Origin of the sequence: Flavobacterium artemisiae (assembly GCF_042678225.1) — a bacterium.
Lineage (GTDB): Bacteria > Bacteroidota > Bacteroidia > Flavobacteriales > Flavobacteriaceae > Flavobacterium > Flavobacterium artemisiae.
Genome location: NZ_JBHUDZ010000016.1, coordinates 207,867 through 228,776 on the forward strand (window position 1 = coordinate 207,867; position 20,910 = coordinate 228,776).

Genomic DNA, 20,910 nt, shown 5'->3' on the forward strand with positions numbered 1-20,910 from the left:
TTATGGAATCAATATAATCTTCTCTAAAATCTTAATTCTATATTCTTTATTCTTCAATCTTCCTAACTCTATCCAACCAAGTAAATTTCAATACCGTAGTCGTCACCAAGAAAACCACCAAAGACACTACTGCTTTTGGATAATCCCTGATAATGAAGTAAATCGGAAGCAAAATCATACTTGACTGCCAAACAATTCCGATTACGCAATTCATCATATCTAAATAGAAATCATTATTTTTTTGGAAAGATTGATCTTGCGCTTTTAATTGTTTGTAAACTGGTCCCCAGAATCCCCAAGGTCTTACATTTGAGTAGAAAGATTTTAAAACTTCCATATCTGTCGGTTTGCTTAAGTAAGTTCCTAAAAGACAACCTAGAATTGACATTCCGAAGATTAATGGGAATAAGTAAATTGATGGTACTTGCGAAAGATCATGCAAGAATGTTCCAGCAGTTAAACTTCCTTTACTTTGATCTAAAACGAATTGAAGAGAAGCTGCGATTAAGCCGCCGACCATTCCCCAGAAATAACCCCAGCCATTAAAACGCCACCAAATCCACTTTAAGAAGTTGGCCGCCACGTAACCTCCGTACAGCGCACTCGTAATCCAAAGTGTTAAGGAGTTGATTGAATCTGCGAAGAATCCCATGAAAACTCCAAGACCAACCACTAAGAAAGACGAAATCTGACTTACTTTAATATAATGTTTGTTTGAAGCAACTGGTTTGAAGTATTTTTTATAAATATCATTTACAATATAAGCCGGTCCTGCATTTACGAAAGCTGAGAATCCAGACATAAAAGCAGCTAATAAACCTGCTAACAAAATTCCTTTAATACCGACTGGGATATAAAGATTCACCACTTTCGGCATTAATAATTCTAAATCTGCACCTGTTAAATTTACGTTTGCGTTTAATTCTGGCGCTAAATTCACTAAAGCAATTACGACAATTCCTGTAATCAATAAATATCTTGGAATGAATAAAATCAAGTTCGTGAAACCACTCATATAAGCTGCTTCTTTTACTGATTTTGTTGATAAAACTCTTTGTAAATCGTAACTTGGAGTTGGTCCTGCAACGCTGGCAAAGAAACCTTTGAATAAAGTCATTCCAATGAAAGCGCCAAACATTTTGTAACCTTCTGTATCAATTAATTTGTTGAAAGTTTCGAATTTATCGCTCCATTGTGTTTCAAATTCCCATCCGAAGAAAACATTTTTCCATTCTGGCGTAATTACCGAATTGATTTGAATATCTGTATAATTAAAGAATGCGTAACCTGCGATTAAAACTCCAGCCACGATCATAATAATATATTGTACAACCTCAGTCGCAACTACAGAAAACATTCCGCCTTTAACGGTGTAAATGGTAGTTAAGAAAATGATTAACAAAGCATAAGCTTGTTCTGAAGTTAAGAAAACACCGCCATTCATATGAACTGTCAAATCCCACGGAAGAATAATCGTTACAAATTTTCCGATTCCAACGAAGAAATAAGCGATAAAACCAATTGTAGAAATAATAGCAAAAATCGCTACAATAATATGGGATGCTTTTCCAGCTTTGTCACTTCCAAAACGAGTTAAAATCCATTCAGAACCCGTCATTACCTTCGATCTTCTGATCCAGACTGCGAGGAACATCATTACAAAAATCTGATTCCATATCGGCCAAAGCCACATAAACATAAAACTTTTTACACCATATAAAAACAGAACACCAATCATCCAGGAAGTTCCCGAAACATCAAACATTCCAGAGCCGTTACTCAACCCTAAAAAATACCATTTGATTGATTTTCCTCCCAAGAAATAGTCATCAAGACCTTTGGATGCTTTTCTTGAAATCCAGATTCCTATACCGACCGAGAGGACGATGTAGATTAAAATGATTGATACGTCGATAATGTTCATTAAATATTATGTATTATTGGTTAGTTCGTAAAGTTTATTTTTATAATCCCCAGTTTTTGTTTGGCTGAGGACCCATTACAAAATGAAGAATTCCTCCATTTTGCATTTCTTTATGGGAAATGGCTGTTTTATTAAAGGGTTTTCCGTTTAAAGTTGCTGATTGAATGTAGAAATTTTTATTGGAAACATTTTCTGCTTCGATCACAAAAGTTTTTCCGTTTGGAAGATTTAAAGTTGATTTCTCAAAAATCGGACTTCCAATTTCGTATTCTCCAGAAGCTGGATTCATTGGGTATAATCCCATTGAACTGAATACGTACCAAGCTGACATTTGTCCGCAATCTTCGTTTCCGCTCAAACCGTTTGCAGTGGTATTGTATTGCGTATCTAAAATATGACGCACCCAATATTGTGTTCTCCAAGGTTGTTTCGCATGGTTGAACATATAAGCAATGTGATGGCTTGGCTCATTTCCGTGCGCATATTGTCCGATCAATCCAGAAATATCTGCCGAAACATTGCTTCCTGTAATTTCAGAACTCTCTGTAAACAATTGTTCTAGACGTTTTGTAAAAATGGCATTTCCTCCGTGAAGTTTTATAAACTCATCTACATTATGAGGTACAAACCAGCTGTGCTGCCATGCGTTTCCTTCTGTATAATCTGTATGTTCTCTGTGGTTAGAGTGTTTAGGATCAAAAGGTTCGTTCCAAGATTTTCCGTCTTGAGATTTTCCTCTCATGAAACCAGATTTCGAATCAAATAAATATTCGTAAGCTTTAGAACGTTTAGAGAAAAACTCATAATCGGCTTGTTTTCCAAGTGCTTTCGCCATTTGGGCAACACACCAATCGTCATAAGCATATTCTAAAGTAATGGTAACCGACTCGTCTAATAAATTATACGGAATAAAACCGTATTGTTTGTAGAAATTTAATCCGCGTTCGTTCTGCATCATTGTTGCTTTCATGGCTTCAAAAGCTTTTTCTGCATCAAAACCTTTTATACCTTTTAAATAAGCATCTGCAATAACTGGGATTGAATGATATCCTGTCATTGTATTGGTTTCATTTGCGTATAATGTCCAAACCGGAAGTATTTTTTTTGTTTCGTAATACGCTAACATCGAGTTTACCAAATCAGAAACTTTAGTTGGTTCTAGAATAGTTAACAAAGGATTTTCTGCTCTAAAAGTATCCCAAAGTGATAATGTAGAATAGGCTGTATAATCTTTTGCAGTTACAATTTTATCATCTTCAGTTCTAAATTGTCCGTTTTTATCACTGTATGTTACTGGCGCAACTTGTGCGTGATATAAAGCCGTGTAGAAAATCGTTTTTAAAGAATCTACTGGAGTTTCTATTGTAATTTTACTTAAAGCCTTGTCCCAAAGTGCTGAAGCTTTTGATTTTACTGTCTCAAAATCCTGTTTTTCAGTATCTAAATTACCTTTTGCATTTTCAACACTTACCGAAGAAAGAGCGACTTTTACATCTAGTTCTTTAGAGTCTTTAGAATCGAAGAATAATTGTAATGACGTATTTTCACCTTCAGCGCTTTTGCCTGAAACTACTTTTTTATCATTCGTTATAATTGATTCTGTAATTGGTTTCGAAAACTTCGCTACAAAAAATACTTTCTGATTTTTTGCCCAGCCTGTACTGTAACGGAAACCGCTGATCGTATTTTCGTCTTCAATTGTAATGGCTGTTTTGGTTGCTTTATCCCAATTAATAGCGAAACCTAAATCGACAACAACAGATTGTGTGTCATTATTATTATAGGTATACTTATGGTACGCAGTTCTTTGTGTAGACGTTAATTCTACATTGATTTTAGGATCTTCAAGAAAAACTTGGTAATAACCCGGTATTGCTTTTTCGTTAACATGACTATATTTTGATTTATACGGAAGGAAATCGCGTGAAGCGGCTTTGGCGGTTAAGTCTAATTTTTTGTTTGTCGGCATAAATAAAATATCTGCCAAATCACCGATTCCTGTTCCGCTTAAATGTAAGTGACTAAATCCAGAAACTATGGAGTCAGAATAATGATAGCCAGAACACCAGTCCCAGCCCGAGGTTCCATTATCTGGACTCACTTGCAGCATTCCAAACGGAACTGTTGCGCCCGGATAAGTATGTCCGTGACCACCAGTACCTATAAAAGGATCTACATAATTTATTGCAAAACTTTGTTGATCTTTGTTTATTTTGCAACTTGCAATAAAAATTACTGTCAGAGAGAGTAAAGTAATTTTCTTCATATCAAAACAATATTAATTTAACTTTAAATTTAGATAAATTAAACTTTTACCAAAATATTTTTAGACGGACGACATTTAAACAGCTCTAAACATCAAAAAAAAGTAACAAACGACATTTTTTAAATACCATTATGATTTTTAATTCTAACAAACCATACAGCTTACCTATACGCTATCACGTTTACTTTTGGCTGACCTATTTTTTGTTTAATACCTTCCGCTGGGGAAGCTATTTTAACGATTATGTATATTCTTTAAAAACCACATTATTAGGTTTTCCTATTCACATGGCTTTATGTTATCTGAATATTTTGGTTTTGATGCCCTATTTGGTTTATCGAAAAAAATACATCCTATATATTATAAGTGTATTGTCGGCGATATTTGTAATGGTTGTTCTCAAATTTAATCTTACTTATTTATTGATTACACACGACGTCTGGCCCGAAGGACCGCAGACTATTAACGAGCTGACTCTCAATTACACAATCGATATGATGATGGGTGAATTGTATGTAATGACGTTTGTGACCGCCATTAAAATTACTTTAGATTTCTTAAAAGAACAAAGACGTGTAACTGATTTAGAAAAGTCGCAATTAGAAACAGAATTATTGTTTTTGAAATCGCAGATTTCGCCGCATTTTTTCTTTAACACCTTAAATAATATCTATTCACTTTCTGTAGAAAAATCAAACAAAACGCCAAAAATAGTATTGAAACTTTCTGAACTAATGCGTTATATGCTTTATGAAACAAAAGGTAAAAAGCAGAGTTTGGAAAATGAAATTATGTGCATTCAAAATTATCTCGATTTAGAGCGTATCAGAAACGGAGAACGATTAGAAGTTAATATGTCAATTTCTGGAGATATTCATGATAAAGAAATTTCACCCGTTTTATTATTGACTTTTATAGAAAATGCCTTTAAGCACGGAGTCAATAAAAACACAGGAAATGTAGTTATCGACATTAATTTTAAAGTAAAAGGCGATTTTTTACATTTTACTGTTTCAAACCCAACACCAGAAATTACCGTACATAAGGATAATTTTAACAAGGCAAGTGGTATAGGTATCGAAAACGTTAAAAAAAGACTGGAATTAGGCTATAATAAAAGTGACTATAAGCTTTCATTTAAAAATAAAAAGAATATTTTTGTCGTCAAACTAGTCATAAAAGTCACTGAGCCCCAGCTTTAGCTTTTTCCAAAACTATACCTACAAAAAACTTATCGGCCTAAATAATACTAGATAAAAATGAAAATAAAGTGTTTAATTATCGATGATGAGCCATTGGCGATTAACGTTATTAAAAATTATATTGAGCAGATTGAAGAATTAGAATTAATAAACACTTTCAGCAATTCTATTGAAGGTCTTAATTTTTTAAAAAACAATGCGATTGATGTAATTTTCCTTGACATTAATATGCCAGTTTTAGACGGTATTAATTTTATTAAAAGTTTGGACAACCCGCCTCTCTTGATTATTACCAGCGCTTACGATCAGTTTGCTATCGAAACTTACGAGTTGGACGTTTTAGATTATCTGGTAAAACCAATTGAGTTTCCGCGTTTAATGAAAGCGGTAAATAAAATCAGCAAACGCCTGAATAACAGCAGTAAAACACCCGTAGAAAACAGCAAAGAAAATCCGTTTATTTTCGTTAAGATTGACAAAAAGAAAATGAAAAAGATTTTCTTAAACGAAATATTGGTTATCGAAAGTTTAAAGGATTATTTAAAAATAAGCACAACATCAGGTAAATTTATCATTCACAGCACTTTATCAGATTTCACAAGTTTATTACCTGAAAGAGATTTCATCAGAATTCACAGATCATACACCATAGCCATCGATAAAATTGATGCCGTTGAAGGAAACAGTATTGAAATTGAAGGACTTAGATACGTAATAGGACGATCTTATATTGACGAAGTGAAACAGAAAATTTTAAATTCTTCTATTTAAGATTTTACCGCAAAGGCACAAAGATTTTCGCAAAGTTCTTTTTTGTGTTAACGCTAAAAAATGAAGCAAACCTCGCAAAAGTTTATTTAGCCACCGATTAAAAAGATTAAAAGGATTTTAAAAATCTCTGTAAATCTTTTTAATCTGTGGCTAACTTTTTATATAATCATTTCACAATTTATTTAGAACATAGCCCAAGGTTTCAACCTTGGGTACGTATCGTGTTCCAATCTTTGTGTACCCAAGCTTAAAACATTGGGCTATGTTTTTAAATCGTAAAGCAAACTGCACAAAGCTATGCGAAATTTTTTTTTATTCTCAATTATATATAAATAAATCTCCGCGTTCTTTGCGTAAAAACCTTAGCGAACTTTGCGTTATTCTTAGCGCCCTTTGCGGTTAAAAATAAAAACAAAAATGCGGCCAACCACGACCGCATTTTCCTCAATTATAGGTAACTAACCAAATAAACCATGAAATAGTCTATTATCTTTATGCTGCAAAAAATTAGAAATAATAACGCTTAAAAGCTTCTATAGCCGAATAATCTGCTAAACCTAAGCTGTGATATTTTTCTGCAGTCAATCTGTTTCTATCTTCAACTCGTACCCAAAACTCCCTGCTGTCATCACCTTGAAACATAACGCCGTCTTTTTGAGACTGGTGATAAAAAATTGCATGTCGTTTTTTAAGAACCTGGTCTGGACTCATTGGCACAGCCATTTCAATTTGGTACGATTCCCACTCATGCCAAGCGCCTCTGTAAAGCCAAACCCAGCAGTCATCCATAAACGATTTGTGTTTTAGTCGTTTCAAAGCTTCAAACAAACTATCCAAACACACTTTATGAGTTCCGTGCGGATCTGCTAAATCTCCAGCAGCATAAATTTGATGTGGTTTTATTCTCTCAATGATATCGCACATAATTTCAATATCTGCTTCACCAAGATTATTTTTCTTTACTGTTCCCGTTTCATAAAAAGGAAGATCTAAAAAGTTAACATTAGAATCTGGCAAACCTAAATAACGCGTTGCGCCCAAAGATTCACTTCTTCTAATCAATCCTTTTAATTTTCTCACTTCTATTGAATCGATTTCATTTCCAGTTCTGTTTTTAAGGAAATCAATTATTTCCTGAGATTTACCAGAATCTGTATTTAAGGCTTTAGAAATCTCTGCAAATTTCAAAGCTTCTTCATTCGAAACCGCAATATTTCCAGACGTTTGATACGCAATATGAACATCGTGTCCCTGCTCTACCAAACGATCAAAAGTACCTCCCATAGAAATCACGTCATCATCTGGGTGCGGGCTGAAAATGATAATCCTTTTCCTCTCCGGCGTGGAACGCTCCGGTCTGTAAGTATCATCAGCGTTTGGTTTTCCGCCCGGCCAGCCAGTGATTGTTTGCTGCATTTTATTAAACATTTTAATGTTTAAATCATATGCTGTACCTTCTTCTGTCAAGAGACTTGACATACCGCTATCATTGTAATCTTTATCAGTAAGCTTTAGAAAAGGTTTTTTTGTTAATTCACTTAACCAAGCCACTGCTTTTAATTTTAATTCGTCAGTCCAAATAACCGATTTAACCAGCCAAGGCGTTTTAACTCGTGTTAATTCAGACGATGCTTCTGTGTCCAGAACAAATGTTGTGTTGTTATGCTCCTGTAAATATGTAGCAGGCACTCGCGAAGAAATTTCTCCTTCAATAGTCTTTTTTATGATTCCCGCTTTACTGATTCCCCATCCTAATAAAACGATTCTTTTAGCATTTCTAACCGTTCCGATTCCCATTGTAATGGCTTTTCTCGGAACATTGTCAATACCTAAAAACGAAGATGCAGCATCAATACGCGTTAAATGATCCAGTGTAATACTTCTGGTTCCAGAATTTACGTGAGATCCTGGTTCGTTAAAACCAATATGTCCCGTCCTTCCGATTCCAAGAAGCTGAAAATCCAATCCGCCGTACGATTTGATTTTCATTTCGTAATCAATACAATATTGTTGTAATTCCTCGGCACTTACTTGTCCGTCTGGAATATTAATATTTTCTGGTAAAATATTTACATGATCGAATAAATGCTCGTGCATAAAATGATAATAACTCTGAATATCATTTTTATCCATCGGATAATATTCATCTAAGTTGAAGGTTACAACGTTTTCAAAACTCAAACCTTCTTCCTTATGCATTCTTACTAATTCTTCGTACACTTTAATTGGTGAAGAACCTGTCGCCAAACCTAAAACACAAGGTTCGTTCAGCTCATTTTTTCTCTGAATTAAATTGGCAATTTCCTGTGCAACTAGAAAAGACGCCTCTTCCGAAGATTCGAAAATAACATTATGAATTTTCTCAAAACGAGTTTCTTCAAACTTTCCTGCTTCTCTAAAACCAATATCTTCTCTGATCATTTGCGGTTGTCCAATTAATTAATGTAAGATAAAAGTAGATTTTATAAATCTCCAAACATCAAAAATTCGACTAATAACGGCTGCGCTTCGGCAAAAGACAAATTAGCAACTATAAGTTATTTCACAAACATCAAAAAAGCATTTATTCTATTATATTAATTTCGGCAATCGAAACACTTTGTGATTTTCCCACAGCTCCCGTAGCGACAAATTTCAAAAATCTTGCTTTAACCGCAGAAAAACTCTTAAATTGTTCAATTGGGTTATGTTTAATATTCGAAAATTCTCCTTCTGATTGTTTGTCCCAGTAAAAACTGTCTACACTAGTATAAAATTCATAATTTGAAATCAAATTTAAATTGTTGCCAACCTGTTGTGGCGTATAGGTGAAACCTTTAACATTGACCAATTCTCCCATATCAATAACAACACTTTGCGGCAGTTTGTTTTCATCATTTCCAAAACCCCAATCTGTAGCAGCATTGCCGTCAATAATTCTTTCAACCGATTTGCTGTCACCGCTCGAAACCGAAATGACTTTCCATTTCTCTTTAGAAACTCCATATTTTGCGGACTTTATGCCACTGTTGATTTTCTCTTTTGAATTTCTGGCAATAGCTTTAATTTCTACCGCTTTATTATAAACGAATGGAGCTTTATATAAAATACTTTTCTCTGATGGATTTTTTCCGTCAAGCGAATAATAAACAGCATTTCCATCTTCGGTTTTAATTGTAACCAAACCATTTTTATCGCGTGAAATCTGTGGTTCTTTTACAAAAGTCGGTGCATTATAAGCTTCAATTGTATGGATTACAAAACCAGCTTTTGCATCCAGAATATTAATTCGAATTGCCAAAGCTGTAAAACGCTCTAACCGTAAAATTCTTTTGTAGCCAATGGTAGTTTCATTAGCAATTGTTTTCCATACACCATTTATATTAGCTTCAACAGAAAAAGCTTTTACTCGCTGTCCTAATTTGATATATTCCTGAAGTAAAATTCTATTGATTGCTGTCGGTTTTTTAAACGTAAATTCAATTGTAGCTTGTTTTACTTTATCGTCTGTTGCCCAATAGCTGTTTTTATTTCCGTCAATAACATTTTGAGGTCCAAAATTAGAATCAGTTCCTCTTGTGTTTGAGGCTTGAACTTTGGCTTCTTTCAATAATTCTGTTTTGAAATCGGCTTTAATTGTGGCAACCAATTCCTTTAATCTTGCTTCATCATTTTCATGGACTAAACCTCGTCTATCAACAGGAAGATTCAATAACAAAGTCGCGTTTCTACCAATTGATTCATAATAAATATCGACCATTTCGTCAAGCGAACGCACTTTATCATCTTCAACAGAATGATAAAACCATCCTGGTCTAATCGAAACATCGGCTTCTCCTGGAACCCATTTTTCCCCATCTTCATGACCTGACATAAATTCAGTGTAATGTACTTTTCCAGCCAATTCATCTTTCTGACGCAATAATGACCAATTGGTTTTTCCTGCTCTTCCTTCTTCATTACCAATCCATCTTGCTTCAGACGGACCAACACCCCAAACCAGAGTTTTTGGTGCCAAATCGTAAATCATTTTATAAGTTTCATCCCAATTGTAATACGTCAGTGTATTTATTTTTCGAGTTTCGTTTGCACCTCCGTAATAGCCGTCACCGCCGTTTGCGCCGTCAAACCACATTTCGAAAACATCACCATAATTCGTCAGTAATTCTTTCAGCTGATTTCTGAAATACGTAACATACTCAGGCTTTCCGTATTGTGCATGGTTTCTGTCCCAAGGCGAAAGGTATAGTCCTAATTTTAGATCGTATTCTTTACACGCTGCAGCCAATTCTTTTACTAAATCACCTTTTCCGTTTTCCCAAGGCGAATTTTTAACCGAACGTTCTGTATAAGCCGACGGCCATAAACAAAAGCCATCGTGATGTTTTGCTACTAAAATAATTCCTTTCATACCTGCCTCTTTTACCACACGCGCCCATTGACGAACGTCTAATTGCGACGGATTAAAAAGTTCTGGCGATTCGTCTCCGTAACCCCACTCTTTATTGGTAAAAGTGTTTAATGAAAAATGCACAAATGCATAAAATTCCATTTCCTGCCAATCAATTTGTTTTTGTGTTGGAAGTGGTCCAAAAGGTTTTGGAGCATTTGGAAATTCTTGGCCAATACTGCCTGAAACTGCACCAAAAAGACAAAGCGAAAGGAAAATATTTTTCATTATGGTTTACTTTAAAAATAGTCTGAACTATAAATGTAATAGAATTATAGTTTGTGAATTATAGAAATTCGACCAATGACAAATTTTGAACCGTTTTGGAGAAAATTTATTTCTAATTTATTAAAGCAGCTTAAAATATAATCTTTTAACTTTAGTTCTAATTTTAGTGATTGAAATTAACAGAAAAGAAAGAATAGCAAAAGCCATTAAAACAAATAAACCATTTGCAATCGCGGTAGAGAATCCTAATTTGGTTACGTCAATAAAAGGATACGGATAAAAGTCTGTCAGAATCCCATGAAGCAAAGTATATACAACATAAATTATTGGATAAATAAGCCAGATTGGAATCAGTCTAAAAGAGATTCTTTCTATTTTGGAGTAAAAAAACCAAAAGAATAAAAATAAGACTGGAACTACTGTGTGAAAAATTTCACTCACAATTAAATGAAGTCCCTGCAAATTAACAATAGCACGCAGGACGAGATTAAATACTAAACCAACAATTAGTATATAAACGGTAATTGCTGTAATAGTCGAAGTTTTATTAAAGAATTTAGTAATCTTAAAATTACCGCCAAATAAAATAACGGCACTGCAAAAGGCAACTAAAGTATTGGTTAAAATAGTGAAGAAGCTAAAAAATCGAATAGCAGCGCCAAAAAAAGAAAATCCAGGGTTATTAAGCAGTAAATAAAACTGCATCGGCAACGCGTACAATTCTAAGGCAAAAATTATACCCAGTAGAATCTCACCTCCTATTTTTGTGGTATTTTCTTTTTCCATAGTGCACTAGAAATCAGTAACTAAAATAAGAAAATTATCTCAATCTTTTTACAAAACTCTTTTTTGTTTTTCGCTTTCAATAATTGTTTTTTCCAATCTTGAAAGACGTGTTTTTTCCTGCTTAGCTGTCATTATCCAATGAATCATAACCTTTTTGTACGATGGTGCTTGTTTCTCAAAAAAGTCCCAAGCCAATTTGTTGCTTTTAAATTGTTTTTCATAAACAGCATCCAGCAGAACAGGTTCTTTTTCGTGCGAATAAATTTTGGATTTGTTTTCGGTTCTAAAACTGAACGCTTTTAAACCAGCATCGGTCATTAAACCCGCTTTAGTCAAATCTTCCATTTTTTGAATATTGATCGCACTCCAAATACTGGAAGTTTTTCTGGGTGTAAAACGGATACTGTAGCTTTCGGCATCAATAGATCTTCGAACACCGTCTATCCAGCCAAAACAAAGCGCTTGATCGACCGATTCCGGCCAAGTCATAGAAGGCTTTCCGCTTGTAACTTTATAAAATCCGACCAAAAGTTCTTTTTGATCTTGATGATTTTTTTCTAACCATTTTCTAAAGTCTGATTGATCTGCGAAGAAAGTTGGTGTCATTGTGTATCAATAATTAAAGAATCTCGCAAAGTCGCAGAGACGCAAAGTTTATCGTAAAATTAAACCATATAAGTTATATAAGTAAATTTTAAGTTTTTCTTTTTTACTGATGTTATATAACTTGTGTGTTTTAAAACATAAATCTTAAACCACTCAATTTCATAACTTTACTTTTATATTAATTTCAAAAAATAAAAAGATGGAAACTAAAATGATATGGGGAAATTTAGCTTCAAAAGATTTAAAAGCAACACGTGACTTTTATACAAAACTCGGATTCGAATTTAATGGCCAGCACAGCACAGAAGATGATGTAAGCTTTAAATTCGGTAATAATAAATTCATTATCAATTTCTTTACAAAAAAAAGACTTCAAGATGAAGCCAACGGAGCAATTGGAAATTGGGAATCACAAAGTGAAGTCATTTTTTCACTTTCTGCTCAAACAAGAGAAGATGTAGATAAATGGCGCGAAAAAGTTGTAGAAGCAGGAGGAAAAATATGCTCTGAACCTCAAAATTATGAAATCGGCTATACTTTTTGTTTCGCTGATCCTGACGGTCATAAATTCAATGTTTTATATTGGCCTGGAATGTAAAGACTCAAACCATATAAGTCATATAAGTTCAATTAAGCCAAAACTTAAAATTACTTTAATCACTTATAGGTTCAAAAATTAATCACCACCACAGCCTCCGCAAGAGCTTCCGCATGATGATCCGCAAGAACTCCCACATGAACTACCAGAACTTCCGCAGGAAGAACCGCATGAACTTGAACTATCAGAACTCGAAAAACTAAAATAATCTCCTGATGATAATGATGATGGTGAAGCGTAATTAATCAGCGGAATAAATGCTGTCGAAAGAACCGCAGTTCCGTAGAGAAAATAATCCCACTCCCAATCTCTCTGACTTTCCCCTCTGCTTAATACTTTTTCTTTAGTAGAAGAAGGAATAATATCAGTAAAAATTAAATTTAACAGCTGATTTAAATAATAGAGCGTAATGAAAACCAATGGTACAAGTGCAATCACTAAAAAAACAATTGGTTTATCTCTCCAAAAGCCTGAAAAAAGTCTGCTGAGACCAATAGTTAAAAGTGTTCCCAAAGAAATCATTGCCACAATCATGACATTGGTAAATGGTTTCGAAGCAATAATTCTGTCCTTTATTCTGTAAGTCGCTTTTTGCAGCTGTTCAAAAATAGGTTTTTGTCTCACATTCCAGCACAATTGCTTGTAAGGCATTGGATCAAACTCCTTCATGACTTCAATAACGCAGTTTTCATACGGATTATAGCCCAAACTTTCGTCAATTAATTCCAATCTGTTATTCCCTAAAATCTTTACTTTATTGCGCTCTATTAATTTATTCATAACTCCATGTATAACAGCATCTAAACTATTATCTCTGAAATAAACGAGTTCAAATGCAGTAAGATTTTTTACGATTGCATTTGATTCTAATTCAGCGTATAAGGAACTAAATTTATTTCGAACATAATATTTCAATACTAAAAATACCGCCACATAGAGTAATAGATAACCAATGATAAAATAAGGATTCTGAATTTTTATTAAAAGAGAATAAATAATCAGATAAACAGGAATAGATGCAATTAAAGTATATTTAAAGAAATTTTTTCTAAGCTTCTTAACGTCAAATTTACTTTTCTCCAGCTGCAAAGAATCAAATTCATTATTATAATTCCAAACCTCTGCAGGCTGTGCGCCAAAATTGAGTTCGTAAAGTGTGGTAGTTCTCTCTTTTGCAATTTGAAATTTCTCAAACTCAGACTTATTATGAGTAGACGGAATATGTTCGATTCTTTTTCCAAATAAACTGCAAAAATCGGAATAGGAATTTGTAAAAATTAAATGCTGATGCCAGACAATATCTACAATTTCAGATGGTGAGACCATTTCGTTGTTGGTAGCGGCTAAAAACAGGAACTTTTTATACTCCAATATGGCACTTTGTGTGAAATATAATGTCCAATGATTTTCTAATGCTAATCTTGTCGAAAATCCGTATTCATCGTTCGGATTGTCAAAACTAAATGCTAAAGCTTTTTCCCAAAGTGTTTTATCCATAAAATCACTTATATTTTAGTTATAGACTGTCAAGTTATTGTAGTAATTAACACGACAAATCTTCAGCTAAAATAGTATTATTTCTTTCACAAAAAACATGTTTACAAAAAATTAAAACCATATAAGTTATATAAGTAATTTTAAGTTTTAGCTTAATTGAACTTATATAACTTATATGGTTAAATATCCATTTATATTTTGCTCCGCTAGAGCTATTTTTCTGTGCAGAAATTATCTTTCTATAAATATTCAGCTCTTCCAGAGCTAAAAAAACACCTAAATTCCCAATTTCCTAAAGCAAGCTCCATCGGAGATTAATATAAAAACGAATAAATTAAAAGCCCCAGCGGGGCGATATATAAATTATTCAACTTTAATCTGAATTGAAGAAACTGGAATTCCATTTCCTGCTGTCGCTTTCAACTGAATATTTTCTTTCTTTCCGTTAGATTGAATAATCACAACACATTTTCCATTAAAAAGCTTGCAAGAATTCGTTTTAAACGACTCCAAATTGGCTTGATATCCATTATCAACTCCAACTAATTTTCCTCCTCCAGTTACTTCAAAATTGATTAAATCCATTGCGCTTGGAACTAAATTTCCGTCTTTATCCAACATAGAGACGGTTACATAAACCAAATCGTAAGTATCGTTTTTGATTGTAGTTTTATCTGCTTTTAAATCAACTTTTGAAGCTTCACCAGCCGTCTGTATTTCTTTTTCTAAAACTACTTTTCCATTCTTTCTAGAAATCGCTTTTAAAGTTCCCGGTTCAAACTTCACTTTCCATGAAATATGCAAATCATCATTTTGCTTTGATTTTTTCCCAAGAGATTTTCCGTTTAAGAATATTTCCACTTCATCAGCATTATTATAATATGCCCAAACGTTGATTTCCTGATCTTTTTTCCAATTCCAATGCGGTAAAATATGCAGAACCATTTTATTCGACCATTCGCTTTGGTACATATAATACACATCTTTTGGAAGTCCTGCTAAATCGACAATTCCGAAATACGAACTTCTCGCCGGAAACGGATACGGATCTGGCTCTCCGATATAATCGAATCCAGTCCAGATAAAAGTTCCCGCCATGAAATCCTGACTTTTAATAGTTTTCCAGTTTTCTTCGTGCGTTGCACCCCAGTACGATTTCACCTGATCGTAAGCCGAAACTGTCCAATCTGCATTGCCATCAAATGGAGCACCGTGTTTTGTCGGCCAGGCTTTAATAACATCAGATTGATCGTAATGTCCACGCGTTTCTAAAGCCGAAACACTTTCTGATGCCAATATTTTTTGCCCTTTAAATTTAGCTGGAAAATCTTTATAATCTTCATGTTTGTAATTGAATCCCAAAAGATCTAAGGCTCCTGATTGGTAAATGAAGTTTTTCTCAATTACATTTTCGGTCAAAGCTGAAGTTACGGGACGAGTCGTATCTAAAGATTTTACAATTTTAGCCAATTCTCTTGTAATCGCAATTCCAGTTGAATCGAACTGTTCTCTGATTTCATTTCCAATACTCCACATCATAACTGACGGATGATTGCGGTCTCTTTTAATAAAATCTTCTAAATCCTGTTTGTGCCACGCATCCCAATCTTTATGGTAATCGTTGGTTACTTTTTTCTTTTTCCAGACATCAAAAGCTTCGTCCTGAACGATAAATCCCATTTCGTCGCACAATTGCATCATTTCTAAAGAATGTGGATTATGAGACATTCTAATAGCATTTGCTCCCATCTCTTTCATCAAAGTCAGTTTTCTTCTAACCGCATGAATATTTTCTACAGCTCCCAAAGCGCCATTATCATGATGCAGACAAACGCCATAAATTTTAGTTGGAACACCATTTAAGGAAAATCCTTTTTCTGAATCGAAATTGAAATAACGGAATCCAAGCGGTGTTTCGTAATTGTCAACCAATTTCGATTTCTCGTATACTTTTGTGATTACTTTATACAAATAAGGATTTTCTGTATTCCATAATTTTGGATTTTTTACTTCCAGATTATGAACCTTTTTTTCTGAGGTTTTTGCGCCGATTTTTTCTGTGGAAGTGAAATTTGCAACTTCTTTATTGTCTGCGTTAACAATTGAAGTAACCAACTTAAATTCTTTCGCGGAAGCGTTATCATTATCAATTGTAACTTCTAAATGTACTTTTGATTTTTCAGTAGAAACTTCTGGTGTAGTTACAAAAGTGCCCCACTTTCCAACGTGCAGTTTTTCACTCGCCACCAATCTCACATTTCTATAAATTCCAGAACCTGTGTACCATCTAGAATTGGGCTGTGCATCATTATCAACTTTTACAGCAATAGTATTTTCTTTACCAAAGTTTAAATACTGCGTTAAGTCATATCCAAAAGAAATATACCCATTCGGACGCATTCCTAATGATTTTCCATTAATGAATACTTCGCTATTCTTAAAAACACCATCAAATTCAATTGAAACCGTTTTGTTCTTCCAATTCGCAGGAACAGTAAAAACTTTGCGATACCAGCCCTTTCCAGCAGGTAAAAATCCTTGTGCTTGTTTGGTTTTAGCATCTTTATCAAAAGTGCCTTCGATACTCCAATCGTGTGGTAATTGCAACGTTCTCCAATCCGAAACATTGAAGTTGGCGGTTACCGCTTCTGGAAAATCTCCTAATTTGAAGTTCCAGTTTTTATTGAAATCTTCGACAATTCTGGCTTGTTTTTGTGCAAAAATTGATATCGAAAACAATAATGCAAGTGTAATTTTTTTAAACATATTTTTATTTTTTCTCTCGCAAAGTCGCAGAGTCGCAAAGTTTTGTTTTTACCATATAAGTTATATAAGATAATTTAAGCTTTGCCTAAAATGGACTTATATAACTTATATGGTTAATTTTTCTTCGCGACTCTGCGTCTTTGCGAGATTATTTTACTTCTTCAAAACATCCTGTGTGTTAGACACACTGCGGTGCGTCTCTACAGTGAAAACCTTTGAACCTTTGCTACTTTATACCTTTGTCCCTCTCAAAAACTTATTGAAATTCAAAGTTATCTAACATTAGTCCCTTCAAATCATCGCCTTCAAGCGTAATTTTATACGTTCCTGCGTTGATGTAACCTCCTGATGTTGTATTCAAAATCTTCCATTTTTCTGGTGAAGGAAAAAATTCGATTGTGTCGTTTCGCATTAAAATTCCGTAGGCATCTTCCATTTTAAATTTCACTTTTAACGGCGATTCATTTCGGTTCATAAAACGGAAACGCATTAAATAAATTCCGGCAACACCTGGTTTCACTTCAAACTCGATGCTGTTATTTGTTTTTTTTGTGAATTCAATATAATCCGCTTTTTTGAAATTCCCTTTTTCAATTCCTGTTCCTGTTGTTTTTGTCTTTTCAGCTTCGATAATTACGACAGGTCTTGAATCGTCTTTTTCGCCCATATCATAGGTTGGAACAACGGCAATTGTCGAAGTTGTTTCAGCATTATCAAAAGAAACTTTATCGCCTTTTTTTACTTTTTTAGTGAAAACATCAAACGAAATTCCGTTGCTGTTTTTCGCTTTTTCTTCAATCTTTTTATAATCTGAAAGCCCTTTTAATGACTTCGTTTTATCATCAACCAAAACATAAATAGTCGATTCTTCTTTTGCTGTGAATGAACCTGAAACTTTTGAATTATCAGCGAACTGTAAATAATCTGCACCAAAAACTTCTGAAGGCAATTCGGTAAAAATGACTTCTGAATTTAAGAATTGCTTCGAATTAATATCCAACCAAGAAGCTATTTTAAAATCTTTAGCATCTAAACTTACATTTTGGATATTTCTTGCTGATTCGTCAGCTGGTCTTGCGTGAATATCTTTTGTCGCAATAGCAATTGCTGAAATAATCGCTTGTCCGGCTTTTACATTTGGAAACGAAATTTTAATTTTTCCTCCAATGCTTTTGACCTTGAAAGTTTTCTTTAATGCATTATCATGTGCGGCTTCTGCCCAAATATCGAAATCTTTTAAAACTACATTATCATTAATGGCAACATCAAACAAACGCCAGCCTTTGCAGTCTAAACCACCTCCAGTTCCGTACCATGGTTCTGTGAAATACAGTTCTACTTCATATTCTCCGTCTGGCGCAGGAAATTCGTAACGCAGTTTATCAACTCCGTATCTGAAATTCTGAAATAATACTGGGTCTTTTGTTCCGTTTACGGGATCGAAACTGCTTCTTTGGCTTGCAAAAAAATCAGGAAGTTTTTCAAAATTATCTGTCCAAGATAAAGAACCCCAAGTATTTTGACCGTTTTTGTGAGTGTCGGTTAACCACGTATTTCCGTTACTATCTGTAAATTCTGAACCACCGCAATTTATTCTATAGATATAATTTAAGCCACTTTTAGCTTTTAAAATATCAGTTTTATCAGCAATTAAAGATCCTAAATTTGGCGCTTTTGGAAGATTATTCAAAACAATATAATCTTTGGCAACGGCTTTTCCGTTTACATATCCAATTGCATATAAAACATTGTATTGAATATTGACATTGTTAAACTGAAAATGCTTTCCAATTCCAGGATTCTTTAGTTTTCCGAGTGAAACTTTATTCACGTCATTAAACAATTCTACTTCGTCACAATTCGAGTAAATATCGATTCCGTTTTTGATCCCTGCTTTTTCCCAACGGCTTGGCCAAGTGTGCGAAACGATATACACCATCGGATTGGTTTTGTTTGAAGCATAATTTGCTCGGTACATATAAAACGCATCCAAAGGCTCACCCCAAATCGTAAAAAGTCCTTTGTAATTGACTGGGCCGACTTTATCAATATCTCTAAATCCTTCTCCATTTTGCACACGTCCCGGATTTTCGTGCGAAGCAAAAAGCCAGTTAAATTGTCCTGCAATTTTATCTCGAACCGATTCTGCTTCTCTCACTTTAATTTCCATTAATTGTGAAAAACGGTTTTCGCTCAAAGTTCCTTTTTGGTCGAATTCGCCTTCGGTATGTAAATCGGCAGAACGCCAGGCGCCGTATTCTCCATTTAATAACTGCGTTGTCATTTCTAAATGGTATTTTAACGGATCTCCGCCATAAGTTCCTGACCAGTTTTGCACGACATTCCAATCGGTTCCTTCTCCACCATTACAAGTCGTCACAATTCTTTGCGAAGCAGATAACGGATCCATTTCGCGGATAATCTGTGTGCATTCTTCTGCAAATTCTTTCGGAATTGTGCTTTCATTCTGTAATCCCCACATTACAACCGACGGGCTGTTTCTGCGTTCTTTAACCCACTCTCTCAATAAGGTTTTGAAGTTTTCTTTAAATTCAGGCGTATCGTACCAAATATGCGCCGAAAACTGGCTCCAAAATAAGATTCCGTTTTCGTCTAATTCTTTTTGATACAATAAATTATGAGGCTGGTGTGCTTCGCGGAAAGCATTAAATCCTCCAGCTTTGATTTGTTCTATTCTGGCATGAATCTGTTCGTCTGAAAAGGCGTGGCTGTTTCCAATTTGATGTTCGTATTCGCAAACTCCGTTTATAAAGACAGGTTCGTCATTGATGAAAAAACGATTGTCTTTTCCATCACGACTCACTGGCCAGCTCACCCAACGTATACCGTAAGGCGTTGTTAACTGATCGATTTTTTTTCCATTATCGTAAACCGAAGTAACCAATTTATACAAATACGGATTCGATGGCGACCATAATTTCGGATTCTGAATTTCAGGAAGTGTCTGTGTTATTTCTTTTGTTACACCTGATTTTATCTTGTTGTCACTTTTTGTAATAACAACCTTTTTTCCGGAAGCATCGAAAAGAACATTTTCTACAGTCAAATTTCGCTCTGAAGTCCCGTAGTTTTTGATTTCTGTCGAAGTAAGCAGAATCGCTTTTTGTTTGGAAACCGATTTGTCATTCCAAACATGAACGCCAAAAGGTTCGATTCTAACATCGTTTGTAACGACTAAGGAAACCGGTCTAAAAATCCCCATTGGCTGAGAACCTTCTGAAAAACCCCATTCGCCAGAACAACCTCCGCAAACCCAAGGCAAATCGGCTATAAAAGATGGATGTGATGCTTTTACTAAAATGATATTTTCTTTTTCTAAAGAAACAACTTTTGTAATATCAAGCGTAAAAGTGGTTCGTCCACCTTTGTGTTCGCCCACTTTTTTGCCATTTACCCAAACTGTTGCATACGAACTGACTCCTTCAAAATAGAGAAAAAGCCTTTTTCCTTTTGCAGTCTTATCGAGTTTCAGTGTTTTTTTGTACCAGGCAGTACCATGTAAATTTCCATGTTTTGTTCTTCTAAAGCCATAATACTGATCCCAATTGTGAGGCACACTTACCTTATTCCAATTGGAATCAGTTTTTGGATTTTCTACAAAATCTTCTTCTTTCAGCGGAAGATTATCCAACATTATGGTTTCCCAAGATGAATTCAGCGAAATTTCTTTACGAACCGAACCTTTGCCCTGACTCCAAACAGAGCAAAGACTTGAAAAAAAACAAAAAATAAAAAAAACTATTCTGTTCATATTTTCTATTCCTGCAAGGTTTTTAAAACCTTGTAGGTTTATATTTTAACGTTTATTTAGATACC

The 20,910-nt window shown here is 34.4% G+C and carries 12 protein-coding genes; 3 read left to right on the top strand and 9 right to left on the bottom strand.

What is annotated here, in order from left to right; genetic code table 11:
- Positions 1-46 precede the first annotated feature (46 nt).
- Positions 47-1,924, bottom strand: a complete 1,878-nt coding sequence (locus ACFSC2_RS17425; RefSeq protein ID WP_379815614.1) for a sodium:solute symporter family protein — start codon at positions 1,922-1,924, stop codon at positions 47-49.
- Between the two features lie 40 nt (positions 1,925-1,964).
- Positions 1,965-4,190, bottom strand: coding sequence for a GH92 family glycosyl hydrolase (locus ACFSC2_RS17430; RefSeq protein ID WP_379815615.1), 2,226 nt, complete (start codon positions 4,188-4,190; stop codon positions 1,965-1,967).
- Between the two features lie 131 nt (positions 4,191-4,321).
- Between ACFSC2_RS17430 and ACFSC2_RS17435 the strand changes: the two genes are divergently transcribed.
- Both ACFSC2_RS17435 and ACFSC2_RS17440 read left to right on the top strand, forming a co-directional pair.
- Positions 4,322-5,392 (top strand): sensor histidine kinase, encoded by a 1,071-nt coding sequence (locus ACFSC2_RS17435; protein ID WP_379815616.1) that lies wholly within the window; start codon positions 4,322-4,324, stop codon positions 5,390-5,392.
- A gap of 57 nt (positions 5,393-5,449) precedes the next feature.
- Entirely contained in the window at positions 5,450-6,163 is a 714-nt protein-coding gene (locus ACFSC2_RS17440) for a LytR/AlgR family response regulator transcription factor (protein WP_379815617.1), read from the top strand.
- A gap of 507 nt (positions 6,164-6,670) precedes the next feature.
- Here ACFSC2_RS17440 and nagB read toward each other — a convergent pair.
- The 4 genes from nagB to ACFSC2_RS17460 form a co-directional block, all read right to left on the bottom strand.
- Positions 6,671-8,584 carry a glucosamine-6-phosphate deaminase gene (gene nagB / locus ACFSC2_RS17445; RefSeq protein ID WP_379815618.1) on the bottom strand — a complete coding sequence of 638 codons (1,914 nt, stop codon included), beginning with the start codon at positions 8,582-8,584 and terminating at the stop codon, positions 6,671-6,673.
- 142 nt (positions 8,585-8,726) lie between these two features.
- Positions 8,727-10,820, bottom strand: a complete 2,094-nt coding sequence (locus tag ACFSC2_RS17450; RefSeq protein ID WP_379815619.1) for an alpha-L-fucosidase — start codon at positions 10,818-10,820, stop codon at positions 8,727-8,729.
- A gap of 120 nt (positions 10,821-10,940) precedes the next feature.
- Positions 10,941-11,606 carry a Pr6Pr family membrane protein gene (locus ACFSC2_RS17455; RefSeq protein WP_379815620.1) on the bottom strand — a complete coding sequence of 222 codons (666 nt, stop codon included), beginning with the start codon at positions 11,604-11,606 and terminating at the stop codon, positions 10,941-10,943.
- Positions 11,607-11,654: 48 nt separating this feature from the next.
- Positions 11,655-12,212 (bottom strand): YdeI/OmpD-associated family protein, encoded by a 558-nt coding sequence (locus tag ACFSC2_RS17460; RefSeq protein WP_379815621.1) that lies wholly within the window; start codon positions 12,210-12,212, stop codon positions 11,655-11,657.
- A gap of 199 nt (positions 12,213-12,411) precedes the next feature.
- Here ACFSC2_RS17460 and ACFSC2_RS17465 point away from each other — a divergent pair, with 199 nt between their 5' ends.
- Positions 12,412-12,810, top strand: a complete 399-nt coding sequence (locus ACFSC2_RS17465) for a VOC family protein (RefSeq protein WP_379815622.1) — start codon at positions 12,412-12,414, stop codon at positions 12,808-12,810.
- A 78-nt stretch (positions 12,811-12,888) separates the two neighbouring features.
- Here the strand turns inward: ACFSC2_RS17465 and ACFSC2_RS17470 are convergent, their stop codons facing one another.
- The 3 genes from ACFSC2_RS17470 to ACFSC2_RS17480 form a co-directional block, all read right to left on the bottom strand.
- A complete protein-coding gene (locus ACFSC2_RS17470; RefSeq protein ID WP_379815623.1) occupies positions 12,889-14,307 on the bottom strand; it encodes a glycine-rich domain-containing protein in 1,419 nt (472 codons plus the stop codon).
- A 363-nt stretch (positions 14,308-14,670) separates the two neighbouring features.
- The gene (locus tag ACFSC2_RS17475) at positions 14,671-17,073 is read right to left on the bottom strand and encodes a glycoside hydrolase family 2 TIM barrel-domain containing protein (protein WP_379815624.1); all 2,403 of its coding nucleotides are present in this window, start codon (positions 17,071-17,073) and stop codon (positions 14,671-14,673) included.
- A gap of 256 nt (positions 17,074-17,329) precedes the next feature.
- Positions 17,330-20,845 carry a malectin domain-containing carbohydrate-binding protein gene (locus tag ACFSC2_RS17480; protein ID WP_379815625.1) on the bottom strand — a complete coding sequence of 1,172 codons (3,516 nt, stop codon included), beginning with the start codon at positions 20,843-20,845 and terminating at the stop codon, positions 17,330-17,332.
- Between the last annotated feature and the right edge of the window lie 65 nt (positions 20,846-20,910).